Source organism: Labrenzia sp. ATLA3 (genome assembly GCF_057180185.1).
Window position 1 is genome coordinate 637,805 of the sequence record NZ_JBXUKV010000003.1, and the last position, 22,312, is coordinate 660,116.

General features: G+C 60.1%; 16 protein-coding genes. 8 read left to right on the forward strand and 8 right to left on the reverse strand.

The features are described from left to right. Nucleotides 1-78: 78 nt before the first annotated feature. The 6 genes from murJ to AC2A6O_RS10980 form a co-directional block, all read right to left on the reverse strand. Nucleotides 79-1,641 carry a murein biosynthesis integral membrane protein MurJ gene (murJ, locus tag AC2A6O_RS10955; protein ID WP_498926929.1) on the reverse strand — a complete coding sequence of 521 codons (1,563 nt, stop codon included), beginning with the start codon at nt 1,639-1,641 and terminating at the stop codon, nt 79-81. 32 nt (nt 1,642-1,673) lie between these two features. Continuing rightward, a complete protein-coding gene (locus AC2A6O_RS10960; protein WP_498926931.1) occupies nt 1,674-4,508 on the reverse strand; it encodes a [protein-PII] uridylyltransferase in 2,835 nt (944 codons plus the stop codon). A 307-nt stretch (nt 4,509-4,815) separates the two neighbouring features. Beyond that, nucleotides 4,816-5,187 carry a helix-turn-helix domain-containing protein gene (locus tag AC2A6O_RS10965; RefSeq protein ID WP_498926933.1) on the reverse strand — a complete coding sequence of 124 codons (372 nt, stop codon included), beginning with the start codon at nt 5,185-5,187 and terminating at the stop codon, nt 4,816-4,818. A gap of 4 nt (nt 5,188-5,191) precedes the next feature. Next, complete coding sequence (locus AC2A6O_RS10970) at nt 5,192-5,761, reverse strand: Smr/MutS family protein (protein WP_498926934.1); 570 nt, start codon at nt 5,759-5,761, stop codon at nt 5,192-5,194. 3 nt (nt 5,762-5,764) lie between these two features. Beyond that, complete coding sequence (gene mltA / locus AC2A6O_RS10975) at nt 5,765-6,883, reverse strand: murein transglycosylase A (RefSeq protein WP_498926936.1); 1,119 nt, start codon at nt 6,881-6,883, stop codon at nt 5,765-5,767. Nucleotides 6,884-6,996: 113 nt separating this feature from the next. Further along, on the reverse strand, nt 6,997-7,725 hold the full coding sequence (locus tag AC2A6O_RS10980; protein WP_498926938.1) for a Tim44/TimA family putative adaptor protein: 729 nt from the start codon (nt 7,723-7,725) through the stop codon (nt 6,997-6,999). Between the two features lie 237 nt (nt 7,726-7,962). Between AC2A6O_RS10980 and AC2A6O_RS10985 the strand changes: the two genes are divergently transcribed. The 3 genes from AC2A6O_RS10985 (at nt 7,963) to polA (ending at nt 12,673) form a co-directional block, all read left to right on the forward strand. Further along, nucleotides 7,963-8,475 (forward strand): FxsA family protein, encoded by a 513-nt coding sequence (locus tag AC2A6O_RS10985; RefSeq protein WP_148583265.1) that lies wholly within the window; start codon nt 7,963-7,965, stop codon nt 8,473-8,475. 120 nt (nt 8,476-8,595) lie between these two features. Next, nucleotides 8,596-9,627 carry an acyltransferase family protein gene (locus tag AC2A6O_RS10990; protein ID WP_498926940.1) on the forward strand — a complete coding sequence of 344 codons (1,032 nt, stop codon included), beginning with the start codon at nt 8,596-8,598 and terminating at the stop codon, nt 9,625-9,627. Between the two features lie 55 nt (nt 9,628-9,682). Continuing rightward, on the forward strand, nt 9,683-12,673 hold the full coding sequence (gene polA, locus AC2A6O_RS10995; RefSeq protein WP_498926942.1) for a DNA polymerase I: 2,991 nt from the start codon (nt 9,683-9,685) through the stop codon (nt 12,671-12,673). 134 nt (nt 12,674-12,807) lie between these two features. Here the strand turns inward: polA and AC2A6O_RS11000 are convergent, their stop codons facing one another. Continuing rightward, nucleotides 12,808-13,947 carry a PepSY-associated TM helix domain-containing protein gene (locus AC2A6O_RS11000; protein ID WP_498926944.1) on the reverse strand — a complete coding sequence of 380 codons (1,140 nt, stop codon included), beginning with the start codon at nt 13,945-13,947 and terminating at the stop codon, nt 12,808-12,810. 646 nt (nt 13,948-14,593) lie between these two features. Here AC2A6O_RS11000 and AC2A6O_RS11005 point away from each other — a divergent pair. Continuing rightward, the gene (locus tag AC2A6O_RS11005; protein ID WP_498926946.1) at nt 14,594-16,795 is read left to right on the forward strand and encodes a methyl-accepting chemotaxis protein; all 2,202 of its coding nucleotides are present in this window, start codon (nt 14,594-14,596) and stop codon (nt 16,793-16,795) included. 291 nt (nt 16,796-17,086) lie between these two features. Here the strand turns inward: AC2A6O_RS11005 and AC2A6O_RS11010 are convergent, their stop codons facing one another. Next, a complete protein-coding gene (locus tag AC2A6O_RS11010; protein ID WP_148583260.1) occupies nt 17,087-17,995 on the reverse strand; it encodes a LysR family transcriptional regulator in 909 nt (302 codons plus the stop codon). A 161-nt stretch (nt 17,996-18,156) separates the two neighbouring features. On the opposite strand from AC2A6O_RS11010, the gene AC2A6O_RS11015 reads away from it, so the two are divergent. From AC2A6O_RS11015 to AC2A6O_RS11030, 4 genes are all read left to right on the forward strand, one after another. Beyond that, complete coding sequence (locus AC2A6O_RS11015) at nt 18,157-19,197, forward strand: hypothetical protein (RefSeq protein ID WP_498926949.1); 1,041 nt, start codon at nt 18,157-18,159, stop codon at nt 19,195-19,197. Then, a complete protein-coding gene (locus AC2A6O_RS11020) occupies nt 19,157-20,353 on the forward strand; it encodes a YbfB/YjiJ family MFS transporter (RefSeq protein WP_498926951.1) in 1,197 nt (398 codons plus the stop codon). The genes AC2A6O_RS11015 and AC2A6O_RS11020 overlap by 41 nt, the downstream gene beginning before the upstream one ends. Before the next feature lie 111 nt (nt 20,354-20,464). Continuing rightward, the gene (locus tag AC2A6O_RS11025) at nt 20,465-20,695 is read left to right on the forward strand and encodes a hypothetical protein (protein ID WP_148583257.1); all 231 of its coding nucleotides are present in this window, start codon (nt 20,465-20,467) and stop codon (nt 20,693-20,695) included. Between the two features lie 88 nt (nt 20,696-20,783). Continuing rightward, nucleotides 20,784-22,310 (forward strand): YifB family Mg chelatase-like AAA ATPase, encoded by a 1,527-nt coding sequence (locus tag AC2A6O_RS11030; protein ID WP_498926953.1) that lies wholly within the window; start codon nt 20,784-20,786, stop codon nt 22,308-22,310. Nucleotides 22,311-22,312: the final 2 nt, after the last annotated feature.

Genomic DNA, 22,312 nt, shown 5'->3' on the forward strand with positions numbered 1-22,312 from the left:
GAATGTTTGGGCGGGCCGGGTTTAAGCCCGGTCCGTGATCCATGCAAGCCGGAAACGGTGCGCTCCGGCGTTTCGCGCTCAGGTGTTGCGTCGTCTCAACGCTTTGAGCATGCCGATAAGGTCCGCCCCGCCGCTGAGCTGGGTGAACACGGCAAAGGTGACCATGCCGACGAGCACGAGCAGTAACAGACTGCCCGCACGCACGGCCAGCCACGGCGCCGACAGCCAGGACGCCATGTAGACGGCGGCAAAATGCACAACGACCCCCATCAGCAGGCTGGCAAGCACCACCAGCGACAGACGCCGGAGCAGCTTGAAATCCGGCTGGAAATGGCCGCGCCGCCACAGAACGATGATCAGCAACCCGGTGTTCACCCAGCCAGCCAGCGTGGTGGCCAGCGCGATGCCGACATGCTGGAGCACCGGAAAGAGCGCGATTGACAGGCCGACGTTCACGACCATGCCGATAACGGCGAAGATCATCGGCGTCTTGGTGTCTTCCCGGGCGAAATAGCCGGGCGAAAACACCTTGTTGAGCACGAAGGCAGGCAAACCGAAGGAAAATGCCGTAAGAGCCGCGGCGGTGCCTTCCACGGCAGCAGCATCGAAGCGCACGCGCTGAAACAGCACCGAGACGATTTCCTGCGGCACGACCGCCAGCGCGACCGCAGCCGGCAGGGTCAGCACGAGAGAGAACTCCAGCGCCCGGTTGAGACTGTGCTGGTAAGCGCCCATTTGCCCGGCGCGCAGCTGGCGGGTAAGGCTCGGCAGCAGCACCACGCCGATGGCGATGCCGATCACCCCGAGCGGCAACTGGTAGAGACGGTCGGCGAAATACAGCAGCGCGTTGGCACCTTCCTGCATGGAGGCGATGATCTGGCCAACGGCAATGTTGATCTGGGTGACGCCGCCAGCAACGACACCCGGAATGCCGAGCATCAGCAGGCGTTTGGCCGACTTGGTGTAGCGCGGCCGGAAGACGGGGATCTTGAAGCCGAGGCGCTTCAGGTCGATGAGAACGACAACAAGCTGCACGATACCGCCGACGGTAACGCCAATGGCCAGAATGACCCCGAGATTGGTCTCGTCCTTGATGCCCAGATAGAGCACGGTGCCCAGAACGGCGCTCATCACCACGTTCAGCATCACCGGCGCGAAGGCGGCGGCGGCAAAACGCTGATAGGTGTTGAGGATGCCGCCGATGAAGGCGAGCATCGACATGAAGATCAGATAGGGAAAGGCGATGCGCGACATCAGCACCGTCAGATCGTATTTGGTCGGGTCTTCCACAAAGCCCGGCGCCAGCGCCCAGACCACCACCGGCATGAAGATCTGCGCGAAGGCAGTCAGCACCAGCAGGCAGAACAGCAGCGCCGCGCCGATTTCACCGGCAAAACGTTTGGCGCCCGCATCGCCCTCCTCCTCGACCGTCCGTCCGAACAGCGGAATGAAGGCGGAGTTGAAGGCCCCTTCCGCAAACAGCCGCCGGAACAGGTTGGGCAGGCGGAAGGCCACCACGAAGGCATCGGCAACCGGCCCGGCCCCGACGACGGCAGCCAGAAGCACATCGCGGACGAAGCCGAGCAGACGGCTCAGCAGGGTCGCGCTGCCGACGGTTGCGAAATTGCGGACGAGACTCATGCCGGAAGGGCTCCGAAGACAGAGGAATGCACTTATGAAGCCTGCCGCTGGACCTTGCGCGCAACGGGAGCTGCCGGGTCGAGTTCCACATTGCCATCGACCGCGTTGGCAAGCCGCTCACGGATGATCTCCTGGCGGCCGATGTTGGCTATTTTCTGTCCGGTGAGATCGGTCACGTAGAAAACGTCGACAACCTTCTCGCCGAAGGTCGAAATATGGGCCGAGCCAATGTTCAGGTTGAGCGTCGCAATGGAGCGCGTCAGGTCATAGAGCAGCCCCGGACGGTCAAGACCGGAGATCTCCAGCACCGTGTAATCGTCAGAGAGCGAGTTGTTGACCAGAACCTCGCTGGCCACCTTGAAGGCTTTCATGCGGCCCTTGACGCCGGCCTTCTTGGACACCGGTTCGGGAAGTCGCTCTTCACCGCGCAGCGTTGTCTCGATCAGCGCTGTAATCCGCTCGCCGCGACGTATTTCGTCTTCGTCGTCGGGCAGTTCACGGCCAATGAAAATCGTGTCCAGCGCGTAGCCGTCCGTGGTGGTGTCGATCTGCGCGTCGACGATATTGGCGCCGGTCGCGTAACAGGCACCGGCAATGATCGACAGGAGGCGCGGATGGTCCTGCGCCATGATTGTCAGTTCGGTCACGCCTTCGAATGCCCGTGGAATGACCTGAAAGGCGAGCTGCGTCTTTTCCTTGTCCGCCTTGTGCAGAAGTTCGGCATGGGACACCAGCCGCTCCGGTTCCGTGCGCAGCCAATAGGCGGGATAATGCCGGTTCAGATAGGCGTTCCGGTCCTTGGCGGACCAGTGACTCAAATGACCGGAGAGCTCTTCCTTTGCCTTCTCGATGGTCTGGCGATGCGACATTTTCGTGTGACCGCCGGACAGATACGGTTCGGTGGCATAGTAGAGCGTGCGCAGCAGCTGGCCCTTCCAGCCGTTGAAGACACCCGGGCCGACGGCGCGGATATCGGCAACGGTCAGGATCAGCAGCAATTTCAACCGTTCGAGCGACTGCACGGTGTTGGCAAAATCCGTGATCGTCTTGCGGTCGGACAGGTCACGCGACTGGGCAATGGTGCTCATGTCCAGATGACGTTCGATCAGCCAGGCGACGGTTTCGGTTTCCGCGTCGTTCAGCCCGAAACGGGGGCACAGCTTGCGGGCAACCCGGGCGCCGGCGACGGAATGGTCTTCCGGCCTGCCTTTGGCGATGTCGTGGAGGAACATCGCGACAAACAGCACCTTGCGGTTCTGCAAAGTCAGGATCAGGTCGGTCGCCAGTGGATGGTCGTCGCCGCTATCGCCGCGTTCGATATCGGCCAGCACGCCAATAGACCGGAGTAGGTGCTCATCGACCGTATAGTGGTGATACATGTTGAACTGCATCATCGCCACGACCTTGCCGAATTCGGGGACGAAGCGGCCGAGCACGCCGGTTTCGTTCATCTTGCGCAAGGTCTTTTCCGGCGCGTGCCGGGAGGTGAGGATCGACACAAACAGCCGGTTCGCTTCCGGATCGGCACGCAGGCTCGCATCGACCAGCTTCAGCGAATGCCGGATCAGGCGGGTGAGATGCGGATGCATGTTGTAGTCATTTTTGTCCGCGACCTGGAACACCCGCAAAAGATTGGTCGGATCGGTTTCGAACACGGTTGGGGACACCGCATTCAGGCGGTTGTTCTCCACCACGAAGCCGCTTGCGCCTTCCACGGGTTTGGCCGTGCTGGAACCGCGGCCCGCGCGCAGGCGGCGCATCATGCCGGTCAGGCCCTTGCCGCGCGGTTCCTTGACGTGTTCTTCCTCCAGCGCGGCGCAGATGATGCGGGTCAGATCGCCCACATCCTTGGCCACCAGGAAGTAGTGTTTCATGAAACGCTCGACATCCTTCATGCCCGGATGCTGCGTGTAGCCGAGCCGGATTGCGATCTCGCGCTGGACATCGAAGGACAGGCGCTCTTCCGGCCGGCCCGTGAGGAAATGCAGATGGCAGCGGACCGCCCACAGGAAATCGTCCGACTTCTTGAACCGGGCATACTCGGAACGGGTCAGAACGCCTTTCTTGACCAGTTCCGACTGTCTTTTGACGCGGTAATGGTACTTGGCGATCCAGAACAGGGTGTTCAGATCGCGCAGACCGCCCTTGCCTTCCTTGATGTTCGGTTCAACCAGATAGCGCGAAGCACCCTGTCGCTTGTGGCGGTCGTCTCGTTCCTGAAGCTTGGCGGCGATGAATTCCGAGCTGGTGCCCTCGACCACTTCCTTGTCGAAACGCTGGACGAGTTCCTCGAATAGGGCGACGTCACCCCAGATGAAACGTGCTTCCAGAATGGCGGTGCGGATGGTCATATCCGACTTGGACAGGCGGATGCACTCATCGATATTGCGGGTGGCGTGACCCACCTTGAAGCCGAGATCCCACAGCATGTAGAGGATGTATTCCACCACCTGCTCGCCCCAGGGGGTCTGCTTGTAGGGCAGCACGAACAGAAGATCGATATCCGATCCCGGCGCCAGCGTGCCGCGGCCATAGCCGCCAACGGCGGCAACGGACATGCGCTCAGCGGCGGACGGGTTCTTGATCCGGTAGACGTGATACAGGGCAAAATCGTAGATCACGCGGATCAATTCGTCCTGGATATAGGACAGCCGCCCGGCGCACAGCAGCCCACCGCCGTCCTCGTCAAGCATCTCCTGAGCCTTGCCGCGAGCCTCTTTCACCACCTGCTTCAGCATTGAAAGCACGGCCGAGCGGGTCTTCATATCCGAGCCGTCGCCATCGTTACCGGCAGTCAGCTCGGTCAGGCGATTTCTCAGGTCATTGGCATCAATCAGTCCGGCAAGGTCTTCCTGGGAAAGTTTCATACTGGTCCAGTGTTCAGTTCAGCAGGCGCGGGTTTGCTGCAGGTTATATAGAGGATGTGGTTGAAGGACACGTAAATCCTGATCGAACCCGTCCCAGGCCTTCTTCCGTGCGGAACAGAACCAGCATTTCCCCGTCATGCCGTGGCCTGGCTCACCGGTTTGCCCGCCATCCTCCGCGTGGTTTCTTTGCGCAGGCGCAAACCAGAGAGCCTCATGGATAGCAACGTCCACCCGGGAGCCCTGGTTCCCGGATCTCCTCTGCCCTTCGGGCAGGATGGCAAGAAGCAGGAGGCAGGAGCGGGCGCCGCTACACCCCGTCCTTGACGGCAGCGACGCGGAGCTGGTGCAAAAGGATGGTGAGAGATTCTTCGGACAGACCTCCGATCTTCAGGGCAAGCTGGTTGGAAAGCTCGGTGGCCTTCGGGTTCATACCGGCCGTATCGATGGTCACGCGCGGATCGGACAGTTCAGCCAGGCGCTGGATTTCTTCCGCCTCGTCCCAGATCACGTTGAAATAGGCGATGATTCGCTGGACGAGAAACCATGTCGGCTTGCCGCGTTTGCCGTGTTCCAGCGCGGACAGATAGGCACTGGAAACCGACAGGGCCGCCGCCATTTCCTTCAGCGACACATCCCGTTTTGTCCTCAACTCCCGGATTTTTGCGCCAAGTGGGGTCACGGCCCTACCTTCTTTTTCGAATGCGAACGTAAAGGGCGCCGGCGCCGCCATGGTTCGCGTGGGCTTCCTCGTAGCCGAGTACCACGGAGCGCATGTCGGGCATCGACAGCCACTGGGGCACCATTCTGCGCAAAACGCCGCGCTCGTCCATATAGGCGCGTGCATCTCCACTGCCCTTGCCCGTGATCACCAGCACAATCTTGTGGCTTCTCGCCTGCGCCTGATGAAGAAAGCCCCGCAGCCGGTCATGGGCCTGGTGCTGGGTCAGACCATGCAGATCGATCCGCGCATCGATGGCCCTGACGCCGCGCACCAGTTTGCGGCGGTACCGATGTTCCAGCTGATGCAGGGGCAGCGGTGCGGGTGGTGCCTTGGCGTTGGCTGGGGACTTGATCGCGGTGGCCGTTTTCGGGCGTTTCGCGGGTTCGGCCGGTTCGGCTGCGACGATTTTTTCAAGGTCGGCCTTGAGTTCCATTGCCCTGTCGGGATGCAGCGGGGTCAGGGTTTTGGAAACCTTGCCCCACAATTCCCTGTCTTCCGGCGACAGCGTCCCTTTTTTGCCTCGTCTCGACATGAGTCAGTCCGCCGTCACGCCGGCAGGGTCAAGACGAATGGTCGGCACCAGGATCGTGAAATCTGCCTTGTGGCGAATATCGCCGGCGATGGTGCCGGCCCTCTGTCCGGAGCCGACGAAAATGTCCCCTCGCGCAGGGCCCTTGATCGCCGAGCCTGTATCGTCGGCCACCATCAGCCTTCGGAAAGGGGTGTTGCCGCTGTCACGATCCTCCAGAGTGGAGGCGATGAACACCATCGTGCCGTAGGGAATGAAATGCGGATCGACCGCAAGGCTGCGGCCTGCGACGAGCGGAAGGCCCGCCGCCCCCACCGGCCCGTCGGTCAGCCCGACTTCGTCAACCTCCCGGAAGAAGATGAAAGACCGGTTTTGCCGGAACAGCTGATCCCGCTCGTCCGGATGGGCTTCCAGCCAGGCGCGCAGGCCTGCGGCCGTGAAATCTTCCGGCGTGCCTTCGCCGCGTTTCACCAGCAGCCGGGCAATGCCGGTGTACGGGTGGCCGGTCTTGCCCGCATATCCCACCCGCATCGCGCCTCCATCCGCAAGGCGCAGCCGGGCCGAGCCCTGAACATGCACGAAATAGGCGTCGATCGGATCGGCCAGCCAGACGAGTTCGAGGTTCTCCGGGTCAAGCTTGCCGTCCATGATGGCGCCCCGATCCGGCATTTCGGTCAGCCGTCCGTTGACCCGCCGCCCGTGGCTGAGTGTGGCCGGCCAGTCTTGCGGCCGATTTTCCGGGGTAACGGCCTCCAGACCTTCCGGCTTTTTCAACAAGGGGTACCGGAATGTGTCAGTCCTGACGCGGGACGCGGCCAGTTCCGGTTCGAAATAACCGGTGACGAAACCGCTCTGGACGATTCGCAATGGGGTGAACCGGCTTTCAAAAAAGGTCCGCGGCGCATCTCCGCCGGCTTCGGCTGCCTTTTCGGCGTCGCGACACAGGTCTTTCAGGTCCGACGCGGAAATGGGCGGAAACATCTTGTCCTGGTTCAGGATTTCCGGTTTGCGGCACAGCCGCAGAAAGCCGGTGAGGGCCGCGGCATGATCGTCGCTCTGCCAGCCCGGCAGACTGGAGAAGGAGACTTCCTCGAACCGGTCCGGGATCTGTTGGCCTGGTACCATGGCGGAGGCTGCTCCTGAAAAGAAAAGCGGCGCGGCCAGAACCGCGCCCTTTAGCAGTGAGACAAGCCGGATGCCCGGCCAGGGCCGCGTGTTCCGCTTGCCCTGCATCGTGATTACTCTGCGGATTCGGTCGCGACCAGCTTCCAGTTCGGATCGCGGGACATGGTGTCCCGGGCAAAGGTCCAGATGTCGATCACTTCGCTCACCTTGGCCGGGTCGCCGTCGACCACTTCGCCGTTCTTGTCCCGCGTGGCGGAAATAAGCTGGCTGTGGATTTTCACGGTCACCTGGGCGGTCGAGTTCTTCAGCGCGGCTTCAACGATTTCGGCCTTGTCGATACCGACAAACGTCGATTCGATGGTTTCACCGCGTTTCTCGCGTTCGTCGATGGCGGCAACAAAGCCTTCATAGACGTCACTGGACAGAAGGTTTTTCAGGGCCTTCTTGTCGCCATCCGCAAAGGCCATGACGATCATTTCGTAGGCGGCGCGGGCACCTTCCAGGAAAGGTTCCGGTTCGAAGCTGCGGTCGACGGACAGGATTTGCTTCAGGGCACCGTTCAAGGCGGAGCCAGCCGGAGCAACCTTGTCGATCACGATATCGCCGCCACGGCCGGTGTCTTCCACTGTCTCGGGCTCCTGCGGAGGCTGGTTCGGCAGCGGGATGACATTGTCCTGATCGTTGCGGTTTTTCTGTTCACGCGGCTTGTCGGTTTTGGAATAGGGGTCAAAGGGCGGGCGTTCGTTGCCGGTGCGTTTGCCCAGCACGGATCGCAGTCTGAACAGAATGAAAACCGCAAGTCCCATGAGGAGGAGGTTCAACGGGTCAAAAATCTCGTTCATCGTAACTTCCGGTTACCCTTTTTGAGGCCTTAGAGCCGCCCGCTCTAACTGCCAGATGAATGCAGCCTCGTACGCAAGGTCTGTCTGCTTCCTATTTAGGGGTTCTTGAACCAGCATCCAGACCCAAGAGCAAGACTGAATCTTTGCATTCATAAGCATTTCGTGACTGCCTGCTCGCATTTTCGCGAGTGAATGTCTACCTTAGGTCAGAATAGCTTATCAGACGATGGAGCTCCCGTGGGACTTTATATTATTGCCGCAATCCTTCTTTTGCCCCTGATCGAAATTGCGATGTTCATCTGGGTGGGGGGAATGATCGGCGTATTTCCGACAATCCTGCTGACGGTGGTTACCGCCCTGGCCGGCACACTGATGCTGCGCCAGCAGGGTCTGTCGCTGCTGATGCGCATGCAGACGGAGCTGGACGCAGGCCGCACACCCGGAAACGAGGTGATGCAGGGTGCGATGATTGTTCTGGCCAGCATTCTTCTGCTGATACCGGGCTTTGTGACGGACGCCATCGGTCTGCTGCTGTTCATTCCGCCGGTGCGCGAAGCACTGGCGCGGTTCATTATCGCCCGCTCGAACGTGGTCATCGTCGATGGCGGCACTGGCATGCGCCGTCCTGATGACGGCGTCGTCGATCTCGACGAAGCCGACTGGAGCGAAAAAAATAGCGGCTCCCAAGGTAGCTCCGGACAGCCGAAGCTCAGCCCCTGGCAAGACGGTTCGGACAGCGCGAAGCCCTGATTTCCAAAAAGCGCTCACTAAAACGTGACCGCTGGTGTGTGCGTAATATTTACAAGTTGCGGTTAAGTCTGGCTCCATTCGATCCCGAAACCCGACCGAAGCGGAGCAGACAGCGGCAGAATGAGCGACAGGCGCGTAGATTGGGTGGATACCGCCAAGGGCATCTGCATCATCTTCGTCGTGATGATGCATTCGGTGCTCGGCGTGGAAGCCGCCGCCGGTCAGACAGGCTGGATGCACGTGATCGTCGCCTTTGCCGCCCCCTTCCGCATGCCGGATTTCTTTCTGATTTCCGGTCTGTTCCTGTCGAATGTCATCACGCGGGACTGGAAGCTCTATATCGACCGCAAGGTCGTTCACTTTGCCTATTTCTATGTGCTGTGGATGACCATCCAGCTGCTGGTCAAGGCGCCCGTCTTCATCGAGGAAACCAGCGTCCGCGCCACGGTTGAACTTTATCTCCTGAGCTTCATCGAACCTTTCGGCACCCTGTGGTTCATCTACATGCTGCCGATCTTCTTCGTCGTGTCGAAAGCCGCTCATGACAAGGGCGTGCCCTGGCAACTGGTTCTGGCTGTCGGCGCGCTTCTGCAGATCGCGCCCATCCACACCGGCTGGCTGCTGGTGGATGAATTCGCGTCCCGCTTCGTCTTCTTCTACGCAGGCTTTGTCTTCGCGCCGCAGATTTTCAGCCTGGCAGGCTGGGCAAGGGAGAAAATCGGCGTCAGTCTTGGGTACCTGCTGGTCTGGGGCCTTGTGAACGGCAGTCTGGTCTATTTCGGCTGGTCGCATCTGCCCGGCATTGCCCTCGTCCTGGGTGTCGCAGGCGCGGGCGCAATTATTCTCACCAGCGCATTGATCGTGAAATGGGGCCAGCTCGGGTTCCTGCAGCATTTCGGCGAAAACTCGATCGTTATCTATCTCGCCTTCTTCTTCCCGATGGCCATGATGCGGGTGATTCTGCTGAAGCTGGGCATTTTCGATATCGGCACCACATCTTTGCTCGTGACGATGGTGGCCTCGGTCACCCCGATGATCCTGTTCTGGCTGATCCGCCGCACGAACACCGGCTGGTTCCTGTTCCGCAGGCCTGCCTGGGCCTATCTCAGTGGAACTTTCAGCCGGAAACGTCAGGCACAGGCAGCTGAGTGATCGGCGAGCTTGGAAATTTTAACTTTAGGACTTTTCTCCAGAACGGCCTGCGGGCATGATCCGCGCCATGTCGACGCAAAGCACCCCCTCCGCCCTCACCGCCGATGACCATCTCATCCTGGTCGACGGGTCCACGTTCATTTTTCGCGCCTATCACGCGCTACCACCGCTGACGCGCAAGCCGGACGGGCTGCCGGTCGGGGCGGTTTCTGGCTTCTGCAACATGCTGTGGAAGCTGTTGCAGGAAGGGCTGACACCGGAAGAAGGCGACGAGCCCACCCATTTCGCGGTGATCTTCGACCATTCCGCAAAGACGTTCCGGAACGAGATCTACCCGGAGTACAAGGCCCAACGGCCCGAGCCGCCGGAAGATCTGGTGCCGCAATTCGGCCTGATCCGCGAAGCGACACGCGCCTTTTCGGTGCACTGCATCGAGCAGGAAGGCTTCGAGGCCGACGACCTGATCGCGACCTATGCGCGGGAAGCTGCCGAACAGGGCGCGCGCGTCACCATCGTTTCGGGCGACAAGGACCTGATGCAGCTGATCGGTCCGAAGGTCGGTATGATCGATACCATGAAGAACAAGACCTTCGGCGAAGCCGAGGTGTTCGAGAAATTCGGCGTCGGACCCGACAAGGTGATCGAGGTGCAGTCGCTGGCAGGCGACAGCGTCGACAACGTGCCGGGCGTTCCGGGCATCGGCCTGAAGACCGCGGCTCTTTTGATCAACGAATTCGGCGATCTGGAATCGCTGCTCGCCAAGGCCGACACGATCAAGCAGAACAAGCGCCGGGAAAACCTGATCGAATTTGCCGATCAGGCCCGTGTCTCCAAGCAGCTTGTGACCCTCAAGCAGGATGTTCCGGTCGAAGTGCCCGTTGGCGAATTGTCCGTTACCGAAATCGACGGATCCAAAGCCCTCGGCTTCCTGAAGGCCATGGGGTTCACCACCCTCACCCGGCGCGTTGCCGACGTGACCGGCGCCGATCAGGAGACGGTCGAGGCGGCGGACCTGAAGGTTCCGGGCTGGGATGTTCCGGACCACAAGGGCCGTATGATGGAGCGGCCGGCTGGCAGCGACAGCGCCGGTTCGGAAGCTGCAAAAAGCCCGGGCGACGCGGATCCTGACAATGCCGGCCTGCTGGTGCCGCAGACGGTCGCCGATGCGCGCGCCCAGTCGATCCGGGCGATCCCGGTCGACAGCAGCGCCTATGAAACCGTCACCAGCGTCGACCGGCTGAAGGAATGGTGCGACGCGGCCTTTGAAAAGGGCTATGTCGCCTTCGATACGGAAACCACCTCGCTGGATGCCATGCAGGCGGAACTTGTCGGCGTGTCGCTGTCCACCGAGCCCGGCAAGGCGTGTTATGTGCCGCTTGGCCATGTGGACGGCGAGGGCGACCTGCTGGGCGGCGGCGGCCTTGTTGAAGGTCAGATTCCTCTGAAGGACGCATTGGACGTTCTGAAGCCGATGCTGGAGGACCGCTCGGTCCTGAAGATCGCGCAGAACCTCAAGTACGACTGGCTGGTGATGACCCGCTACGGCATCGACATCACACCTTTCGATGACACGATGCTGCTGTCCTACACGGTCGATGCCGGCAAGGGCGGCAACGGCATGGACGAATTGTCAGAGCGCTGGCTCGACCACAAGCCGATCCCGTTCAAGGAAGTTTGCGGGTCCGGCAAGTCGATGATCACCTTCGACAAGGTGGCCATCGACAAGGCGACCGCCTATGCGGCGGAAGATGCCGATGTCACACTGCGCCTCTGGCTCATCCTGAAGCCGCGCCTCGCGTCCGAACACATGGCAACCGCCTACGAGACGCTGGAACGGCCGATGGTGCCGGTGCTGGCGCGTATGGAAAAGCGCGGTATCTCCGTCGACCGGCAGATGCTGTCGCGCCTGTCGGGCGAATTCGCGCAGGGCATGGCAGGCAAGGAATCCGAGATTTACGAACTTGCCGGTGAAAACTTCAATATCGGCTCGCCCAAGCAGCTCGGCGATATCCTGTTCGGCAAGATGGGCCTTCCCGGCGGCAAGAAGACAAAGACCGGCGCCTGGTCGACCTCGGCGCAGGTTCTGGAAGATCTGGCCGCGGAAGGGCACGAACTGCCGTCGCGGATCGTCTCCTGGCGCCAGCTCTCCAAGCTGAAGTCAACCTACACCGACGCTCTGCCCGGTTACATCAATCCGGAAACGGGCCGCGTGCACACGTCCTACGCGCTGGCGGCCACCACCACGGGGCGGCTGTCCTCGTCAGAGCCGAACCTGCAGAACATCCCGGTCCGGACCGAGGAAGGTCGCAAGATCCGCAAGGCCTTCGTTGCCGAAAAGGGTCACAAGCTGATCTCGGCCGACTACAGCCAGATCGAGCTCCGCGTCCTGGCGCATATGGCCGACATTCCGCAATTGAAAAAGGCGTTCGACGACGGGCTGGACATTCACGCCATGACGGCGAGCGAAATGTTCGGCACGCCGATCGAAGGCATGGATCCGATGGTCCGCCGCCGGGCCAAGGCGATCAACTTCGGCATCATCTACGGCATTTCCGCGTTTGGCCTTGCCAATCAGCTCGGCATTTCCCGGGGTGAGGCGAGTGACTATATCAAGACCTATTTCGAGCGTTTCCCGGGTATCAAGGACTATATGGAAGCGATCAAGAAGCAGGTTCATGCGGACGGATACGTGACCACGATCTTCGGCCGCAAGGCCCACTACCCGGAAGTGAACACCAAGAACCCGAACATGCGCGCCTTCTATGAACGCGCTGCCATCAACGCGCCGATCCAGGGCTCAGCCGCAGATATCCTGCGCCGGGCGATGGTACGCATGGAAAACCGGTTGGACGGTTCGAAGCTGGATGCACAGATGCTGTTGCAGGTGCATGACGAACTGATCTTCGAAGTACCGGATGCCCAGGTGGACATCACCATTCCGGTGATCAGGGACGTGATGGAAAACGCCTGCGATCCGGCGCTGAAACTCTCCGTGCCGCTTCAGGTCGACGCCCGCGCCGCCGACAATTGGGACGAGGCACACTAGAGCGTGTCGCGTTTAACCGGGTAAATCCTGCATCGCTTTTTGCGTTGAAATCTGTGATTTCAGGTAGCAAAAAGCGGTGCCGATAGACGCGATTTCCTGCGCTTCCGCGCCTCGACCTCTACCGTGAGCGGGCCTCAGGCCTGCTGGGCACGGCGCCGGAACAGCGGCTGGATCAGCCGACGGTAGGCGAGTGCGAAGCCCGTGTAGAAAAGAAACACCGACGCCAGCGAGGCAAGCCCTGCGAGTGTCTGGCCGACAAGGCCGTAGACCTCGCCGGTGTGCAGGAACCTCAGAAATACTCGAGCACGCCGGCCTGCGGGCTGGTCATCTGCTCCGCTGACGCTCAGCACGTCTCCCGAAACCCTTGAGACCGTGTAGGTCGTCTGACGAGAAAGCTGGGTGCCGTTGCCGGTATCCAGCGTCACCATCACACGCGCAGCCTGTCCGTTCGGCAATTTGATCGAAAGGGTCTGCCAGTCCGGTTCGGCCTGTTTCAGCTCGTCTGCAATGGCCTGCAGGCTGACAGCCTGGCCCTGTGCCCGGTTCTGCCCCTGTGGGCTTTCGCTGGCGGCCTGTCCTGTTCGCACGGACGATACCGGCCCGAAGACCGCGGCCACCATATCGCTGGCCCAGGGATAGGAAATGACGACGCCGGAGACCACGACCGCAAACAGCGGGATCAGCGCCCAGATGCCGAAAACATGGTGCCAGTTGTAATCACGTGCCTTTGAGGTTGGCAGGTTTCTGCGGAAAAGGACGTTCAGTTTGACAATCCGCCAGGTCCATTTCCTCGGCCACCAGAGATAAAATCCCGAAACGAGAATGAACAGGAAGCCGAGATTGGCGGCGCCTGTCACGGCGCGGCCGATAGTCCGGTTGTCACCGGAAAGGGCAAACCAGCGGTGGAGCGCGGTCACCGTACCGAAAAAGGACTTCGTGCCTTCGGCAGCCTTGTCGATTCGCTCACCGGTGTAGGGATTGAGAAGGTAATTTTCCCGGCGGCTGACCGAAAGCGTCACTGGCGCGCCTTCCTGCCTGGGCAAGACCAGCGCATTGCCGGGTTGGGCGCCATTTGCCAGCGCCGCGCTTGCCAGTTGGTCGGCCGTCATCAACTTCCCGTCGGCGGGCTGTTCAACGGCGCGGCTTTCCATGAAGGAGATGATTTGGCGCTCGTAAGTCAGCAACACGCCGGTTGCCGACATCAGGAGGATAATCAGACCGAAGGCGACACCGACGACGAGATGTGCCCAGAAAACGATACGTTTGAAAGACATGGTACTGCTGCCCGTTTCAGACCGGATTTAAAGATCGCCGGACCCTCCTCTACCGGCTTCAAAAGGCGTAAGCCGAAGTGTCGAGGACGTCAAAGGCAACTGAGGGCTGTGAGGCGCCGAAATTGTAACCAGATGTCACCGCGGCAGCGAAACGGACAAAGAGCAAATAAGATCGGCGTTTGAAAATCAAGAAAAGGCAAGGGCTTGAAGTAAAAGCCGATCGTCTGGTCCGGTGGAACTTATCTCAGACCGCATACAATTTGTCGCATCTTCAAATGCACGGAAACTGCCGCTGAATTGGCGGCGGCGAGGCGTGGCAAAAGCACCGCCACCTGGGCGGTCGTGACGCTGATGGTGAGGCGCTCGCGCCATTTCCGGCGGGTCCGGCGCCGACACAGCGGCGGGCCAGCCGACGATAGGTGAGGGTAAGATGCCGGTGTTATCAGTAGCGTCGTTAGCGCATTTTTAATCTGGCCATGAAAGCATTTACCTAAGACTGCAACAATAGTACGCAGTACAGCAAAATACAACTGAAGGTTTCATTGGGTTTTTTGCTGGTGCGATAAAGTACTAATATTCGCAGTTTTCTTGAAATGACGTTGACAGAAATGCCAATGCGTCCGGTAAATGCTCGAAAGGTTTGTAAATGAAAAGGCGTGGCTTCATTCGTCTCGGTGGCATTCAGTCGAAGATAGCAATATTTTCGATCATTTGCGTTGCCCTTACTGTTATTGCATTGGTGGTAACATCACTGTTCTTCTCTCGTGATACGAACGAATACATCGCGGAAACGGCCACGGACATTATCGACGGACAAATCAAAGAGCGCCTATTGAATGAAGCCGGCCTCCAGGCGGGTGTCATCAAGTCAAGGCTGAGCGTTGGGATCCAGACCGCACGCAACATGGCGACGACGTTTTCGGAACTGGCGTCGGAAACCGAGGGCTTGCCTCCCGAGATCCGGCGCGAAAAATTCAATGGTATCCTCCGCCAAACCGTCGAGCAAAACAGCACGATCAATGGCACCTACTCGGCGTGGGAGCCCAACGCTCTGGATGGCAATGACGCGGCTTATCAGGACCGCGCCGATGTCGGCTCCGATAACACGGGTCGTTTCCTTCCCTACTGGACGAAAGACGCATCTGGCAAAGCAGTGGTGCAGGCCCTTGTGGAGTACGAAGAAACGTCAATGGCTTCATACGGTTTGCAGAAGGGGGCGTGGTATCTTGATCCGCGGTCAACCGGCAAAGAACGCGTGATCGGCCCGCTGACCTATCTCGATCAGGGAAAGTTGGTTTCACTTGCTACTTTTGCCGTTCCCGTAATGATCGACGGCAAGTTCCAGGGCATTACCGGCGCCAACTTCAATCTGAACTTCGTGCAAAATCTAGCTGCGGACGTCGATGCCGGCCTGTTTGACGGCAAGGGAAGCGTGAGCATCATCAGCGACAACGGACTGGTCGTTGCATACAGTGAAGATGCCGATCTCATTGGCAAAAAGGTCGCCGAAGCCGGAACAAGCTGGTCGGAGCGCATGGGTTCAATGGTCGCGGGTGAGCCAACTGTCATCGACGACGGCAAGTTCGAGGCGATCGACATCTTTGCGCCTATCGTTCTTAGTGAAGATAACACACCGTGGACGGTTGTGATCTCTGTGCCCAGGGCAGTGGCGCTTGCAGATGTCAATCATTTGGAGACCAAGCTCACTGAGCGCTCCCAGTCTGCTACCATGTGGATGGTCATTCTCGGCATCGTCGTCGGCGTGGCGGCAACGTTTGTCATGATTCTTGCCGCACGCGGTATCGCAAAGCCGATCGTCAACATAACCAACTCCATGAAGCAGCTCGCTGGGCATGATACGTCGGCCGAGATCCCGTATCAGGAAAGGACTGACGAAGTCGGCGATATGGCCGTGGCCGTACAAGTCTTCAAGGACAATATGATCAAGACCGATGAGCTGACTCTAGGGGCTGCCGAAGAGACAAGGCGTCGGGAAGAACGGGCACAGCGCATTGCGGTGTTGACGCAAAGTTTCGATGAGAATGCGAGTGAACTGCTGGCCGCTACTTCCTCTGCTTCGAAAGAAATGGAAACCACGGCGAATGCAGTCTCCGGAATTGCCGACGACACTAACCAGAGAGCAACATCGGTTGCTAGCGCCGCGGAACAGGCAGCGGCAAACGTTCAAACAGTTGCCAGCGCGACAGAAGAACTAACGAGTTCAATTGCGGAAATCAGCAGGCAGGTAACCCAGTCTTCGCAGATAGCCGGAGGCGCTGTGTCGCAGGCTGAACAGACCGATCGCCAGATCCAGGGTCTGGCGACCGCCTCCCAGAAGATCGGCGATGTGGTCAATCTGATTTCTGCCATTGCCGAGCAAACAAACCTTCTGGCACTCAACGCGACGATCGAAGCGGCCAGGGCCGGCGATGCCGGCAAGGGGTTTGCGGTTGTCGCAACGGAAGTTAAGGAGCTCGCAAGCCAAACCACCAAGGCAACAGAGGAAATCAGCCAGCAGATCGGCAGCGTTCAGCTTGAGACCGATGAGGCGGTGAGGGCTATCCAGGAGATTGGAAAAACGATCGGCGAGATGAATTCGATCGCTTCGAGTATTGCCTCTGCCGTTGAACAGCAATCTTCGGCCACCGGAGAAATTGCCCGCAACGTCGAACAGGCTGCTCGCGGCACTCAGGAAGTGACGGAAAACATTCTGATCGTGTCGCAGTCAGCCAGCGAAACGGGAACAGCGGCAACGCAGGTCACAAGTACCGCCGGCGAACTTAGCAGCAAGTCAGAACAGCTCAGACTTCAAGTTGAGCAGTTCCTGGCAGATGTTCGGGCCGCCTGAGGCAATAGCCGCAGGTTGATCCTGTAATGGTCCTTGGCAGAGGCTTTTGTGAAAAAGCGCCAGTGGCGCACACAGTCTTCTGAAGCCTTGGACCAAATCGAACTGATTTTCTGCCCGCATGAGCTCCTGCCATGCGGGCAGATTCGCATCATGCACCAGGATATGGCCCCATACGCTGCGGGATCGCCATTCCGGTCGACAAAGGGATCATGCCTGCCCGGCCGCTCCCAAAACGGAGAAAATCTCTCCGATCGCGAAACTTGCGAAAGGCCCGCCAGATCCGTCCGGCTGTCAGATTACCCGTAAATCGGGCTGTATCTTGCCAGCCAGAGCCGAGCGCGGAGCGATGGCGTTCTGCAACAGGTCGTTGAGGTGTTCTTCCAGATAGTCGACGATGGGCGATTGCGTCGTGGACTGGGTGTAAATCGAAAGCTGCGTTGCCGGGAGCTTCGGAAAACCATCTTGTTCCCTGAGGACCTTGAAGCCCTCCAGAATGGCGCCGGACGGCAGGCAGCAAATGCCAGCTCCCGACAGCACCGCCACCTGGGCGGCCGCGACGCTGGTGGTGGTGATGCGCTCGTACCATTGCCGGCCGGCACGGGCGAGCGAACCGAAGGAGATTTCCCGGAAAGGGCAGGGTTCCGGAAACATGATCAGCGGCAGCGGATCGGTCAGCGCGCAATTGTCGCCGACAGCCCAGTGCAGCGGTTCCTCGAAAATCTCGACCGGTTTCTGCTTCGTCTGCGAGACAAGGGCAATCGCCAGATTGATTTCGTTGTTGGACAGCATTTCGTGCAGCGTGGCGCTGTCGGCCACCGTCATCTCAAGCTTCACGTTTGGGTGAATGCGCACAAAATTGCAGAAGATCGATTGCAGCTGGCCGGTCGCATACCATTCCGGCAGGCCAACATGCACCGTGCCGGTCAGTTCAGGCGCAGACAGGCGCAACCTGGCTTCCTCGTGCGACCTCAGGATTTCGGTGGCGTGCTGATAGAGAATCCGGCCCGCTGGCGTGAGATTCATGGTGCGCGCACTGCGTTCGATCAGCGGTTTGCCGACCCGTTCTTCCAGGCGCCGAAGCTGTGTGCTGACGCAGGGTTGCGTGCGATTTAGCCGGGATCCCGCATGGGTGACGTTGCCTGCTTCCGCGACAGCAACAAAGGCTTCCAGCAATTCGATATTAAAACGGCCGATAGTCACGTCTCTGCCTCCGTTTTAACGCAAGACAACCGACACGGGTTCTGCCGATCCAGCGCCGTGCAAGCATAACGTTCTATTATGGGGCGCTTCAATTATAAATTTAGGGCTCGGTAAAAAATCCCGTAATCCGAGAGTCTCTTTTGTCAAAACAGGTATCCGCCATGACTTTAGCGCTTTCCTATGGCCAGCCGGAGCATGGGCCAGATCACCACATGACTGGCCCCCTTTCGCTGCAGCAAAGGGTTCACAGGGCAATTGCCTGCCATACCGAATTCAGTCTCGACACGATCCTGACCCAGGACAACCGGGTGAAATATACAAACGAAGGCAGTTCGGAGACGGAAACAGGACCACTGGACGAAGTGTTTCAGCTCATGCGTCAGCTCAACGAAGCGGGCATCGCATCGGATAGGCTTGGCCGGATGCACGTGAACGGCAGGTCGTTCCGGGCTGCACTGGAAGAAAGTTGCAGGCGGATCGCCAGTGCTTTTGCGGGAAAGCGGCTGGTGTATGTCGAGCTGGGGCCGGAGCCGGTCAAGACCGGGTTCATTCTCAAGACCCTGCAGGCATTGGGCGTTATCATAGATCGTTATATCGCAGTCGACATCAACCCGATGTCCGCCGCGCCGATGCGCTCGGCGCTTGCGGCGATCCTGCCGCAAACACCGCTCGAATTTGTCACGGCCCCCTTCGAGGCCTGCCGTCTGGAAGACATGATCGGCAGCGATGCCCCGCCTGCGCTGGTGACCATGCTCGGATTTCAGGAAGGCAATGACGATCCGGGTGTGGTCAACGGCTGGCTGCGGAACATCACGCGGCCGGGAGATCTGCTGCTGTCGGAAAGCCAGCTTTACACGATCGAACAGACGGACAAGATCTCCGGTTTCTACGCGCATCCGGCGATGCAACGGTTTTCGCGGATCGCTTTCGAGCGGGCCGTCGACCGCAGTCTGCCGACATTGAACCGCTTCTTTTTGCTGCCGGTCGTGTTCGAAGATGGCCAAAGCGCGCAGGTGGCCATTCTGGCCGAAGAATTCGCCCATGCAATCAATGGAAGAAACTTGCATGTTTCCAACTTCTGCCTGAAACTTACGCGTGATCAGTATCGCTCGTATCGGCAGGAGGGTGGCCATTTCGAAATCTTCGGTGAGAGCTTCACGGATGACCAAACACTTCACTTCCAGCTCTCCCGCCGGGTTTGAGATGACCTTGGCGCAGACCCGCGGTCTTACGGCCGCGGGTCTGGCCATCGTTGCTGTCACCTACGGGCTGGCCCGTTACTGCTTCGGCCTGTTCCTGCCGGAAATCCGCCAGGAATTTGCTTTGACGCCGGAAACCGTCGGCCTGATCGCCGGTCTGTCCTATCTGGGATATCTCGCCGCGACCTTCCTCGGCTCCTGGCTGTCGACCGTCTTCGAGCCCCGTCTGCCGATCCTGCTTGGGGGGCTTGCCGCAACAACGGGCATGGCCACGATTGCCCTGGCACAGACACCGTTCGTGCTGGCGCTGGGCGTATTCGTGGCCGGCACGAGCCCCGGTCTTTCCTATCCGCCGTTTTCCGACGTCATCGTTCGCCACACGGATCTCAGCCGGCAGAACGGCGTCTATGCCTGGATCAACTCCGGCACCGGCTTCGGTGTCGCCTTTGCCGGGCCGCTGGCTCTGTTCGCCGGTGGCGACTGGCGCCTGGCGTGGCTGGTCTTTGCGGCGATTGCCCTGGGTGTCACGGTCTGGAACGCGGTCACCTTGCCAAGGCGCAGCGTGCATCCGGAACACACCCGCACGAAGGTTTCTCTCTGGATTCTCCTGGACCGGACGGCGCGCAGACTGTTTGTGGCCTCATTTCTCTTTGGCATCGTCACCGCGGTCTACTGGACCTATGCGGTCGAACTTCTGACCATGCTGACCGGCAATCCGCGGGATGCGATCCTGTTCTGGATCGTCCTTGGCATTTCCGGTGTCAGCGGCTGTTTCGCAGGTGGGGTGGTCAACCGCTGGGGTCTGAGCACCGCCTTTATCGGTTTGGCGCTGCTGGTCGGAACCGCTATCGGCACCCTGCCCCTGCTGGTGGAAACCAGGCTCGGTATCTACCTGTCGGCTGCCTGTTTCGGTGTTGGTTTCATCGTGATGACGGCTCTTTTCGGCATGTGGAGCATGCGGCTCTTCCGGCAGGCGCCGTCCATCGGGTTCGGCTTCACGTTTTTCCTCATTTCCCTTGGGCAGGGCGTGGGGCCGGTGCTGAGCGGCTTTCTCATTCCGGTCGCCGGCCACTCCGCGCTCTTCTTCGCAGCCGGGCTTTTGTGCTGCGCCCTGGCAGGCTTCGCGGACGGAAGAGAGACCGAAGTCGCCAGACCATAACAGCGGGTTATGGTGGGCATGAGCCGCATAACCGCTATGTGCTGGCATTTCCTGAAAATTGCAAGCATGTTGTCAGCACGCTGTGATTGATAAAAAATTGCGATTGGATCCATGATACTTACCGCCGCCAACACCGCCGGGGCAAAGCTCGACATGGAGCTCTGCCGCGCCCTTTACGAAAAAGATCCGGACCGCCTGCTTCAGCTTGTGTCTGATTGGCTGGAAACCAACGCGTTGCGACCGAGCGAAGACTTTGAAGTGCCTGCTTATCTGGAGGCTGTTCTGTGCCGTGGCACTGCGCCTTTTGCCGGCGGCAGCAAGCTGCGCGTACTGGTTTCCTGACTGATCAGACCTCCTCTGTTCCATATTTGTTCTTGCGTCTTTTCACGACATATGCTTCGTTGACCTGCATCTGTAAGTAGAGGTGAAAATGGTCAGCCGGATCACGACGGTCGCGTTTCGGGGCATCGAGGCAGTTCCGGTAGACGTGCAGGTGCATGTCGGGCCGGGTATGGTTGCCTTCACCATTGTCGGACTGCCCGACAAGGCCGTTGCCGAAAGCCGGGAGCGCGTTCGCGCGGCGCTTGCCGCCTCTGGTCTGGCCCTTCCTGCCAAGCGCGTCACAGTCAATCTCGCCCCTGCCGACCTGCCCAAGGAAGGCTCTCATTACGATTTGCCGATCGCGCTGGGCGTGATGGCCGCAATTGGCGCCATTCCGGCTGAATTTCTGGAAAAATATGTCGTTCTGGGCGAGCTCGGCCTCGACGGCACGCTTGCGCCTGTTGCCGGTGTTCTGCCGGCCGCCATGGGTGCCAACGGTATCGGCAAGGGGCTCATCTGCCCGGAAGCCAGCGGCGGTGAAGCCGCCTGGGCCGATGCGGACATGGACATTCTTGCGCCCCACTCGCTGATCCAGCTCGCCAATCATTTCAAGGGAACGCAGGTTCTTTCGCGCCCGGTGGCCCGGCTGCGCGGCAACGCCGGCGCACTGCCGGACCTTGCCGAGGTCAAGGGTCAGGAAAGCGCCCGGCGGGCGCTGGAAATCGCGGCTGCCGGCGGACACAACCTTCTGATGACCGGGCCTCCCGGCTGCGGCAAGTCCATGCTGGCGCAGCGCCTGCCGTCGATCCTGCCGGCCCTCACCCCGCGCGAGCTTCTGGAAGTCTCGATGATCGCCTCGCTTGCGGGTGAACTTGCCGAAGGCAAATTGACCGACCGTCGGCCCTTCCGGGCGCCCCATCATTCCGCCTCCATGGCGGCTCTGGTTGGCGGTGGAATGCGGGCCCGGCCCGGCGAGGTCTCGCTCGCCCATAACGGTGTGTTATTCCTCGACGAATTGCCCGAGTTCAATCCGCAGGTTCTCGACAGCCTGCGCCAGCCGCTGGAATCGGGCGAGGCGGTAATCGCCCGCGCCAATCACCGCGTCACTTATCCGGCCCGCATCCAGCTGGTAGCGGCCATGAACCCCTGCCGTTGCGGCCACGCGGGCGAACCGGGCCACCAGTGCCGCCGGGGCGAGAGGTGTGTCACCGACTATCAGGCCCGTGTGTCCGGTCCGCTGCTTGACCGGATCGACGTCAGGATCGAAGTTCCGGCCGTTACCGCGGCCGATCTGATCGGTCCTGCCGCCAGTGAACCATCTGCCGTCGTGGCGGCGCGCGTTGCCCAAGCGCGCAACATTCAGGCAGAGCGCTTCCTCGAACTCGGCCTTGCCTGCCGCACCAATGCCCAGGCCCCCGCCGCAATCGTCGAGACCATGACACGGCCGGACGACAAGGGCCTCGCCTTTCTGCGCGATGTCGCCGAACGTCTTGCCCTGAGCGCGCGCGGATACCACCGCGTCCTCAAGCTCGCCCGCACACTGGCCGATCTGGACGGTGCGGATCAGGTCGGCCGTATTCATCTGGCCGAAGCGCTCAGCTATCGCGGCGAAGACATGTCCCGCAAGGCGGCGTGAGG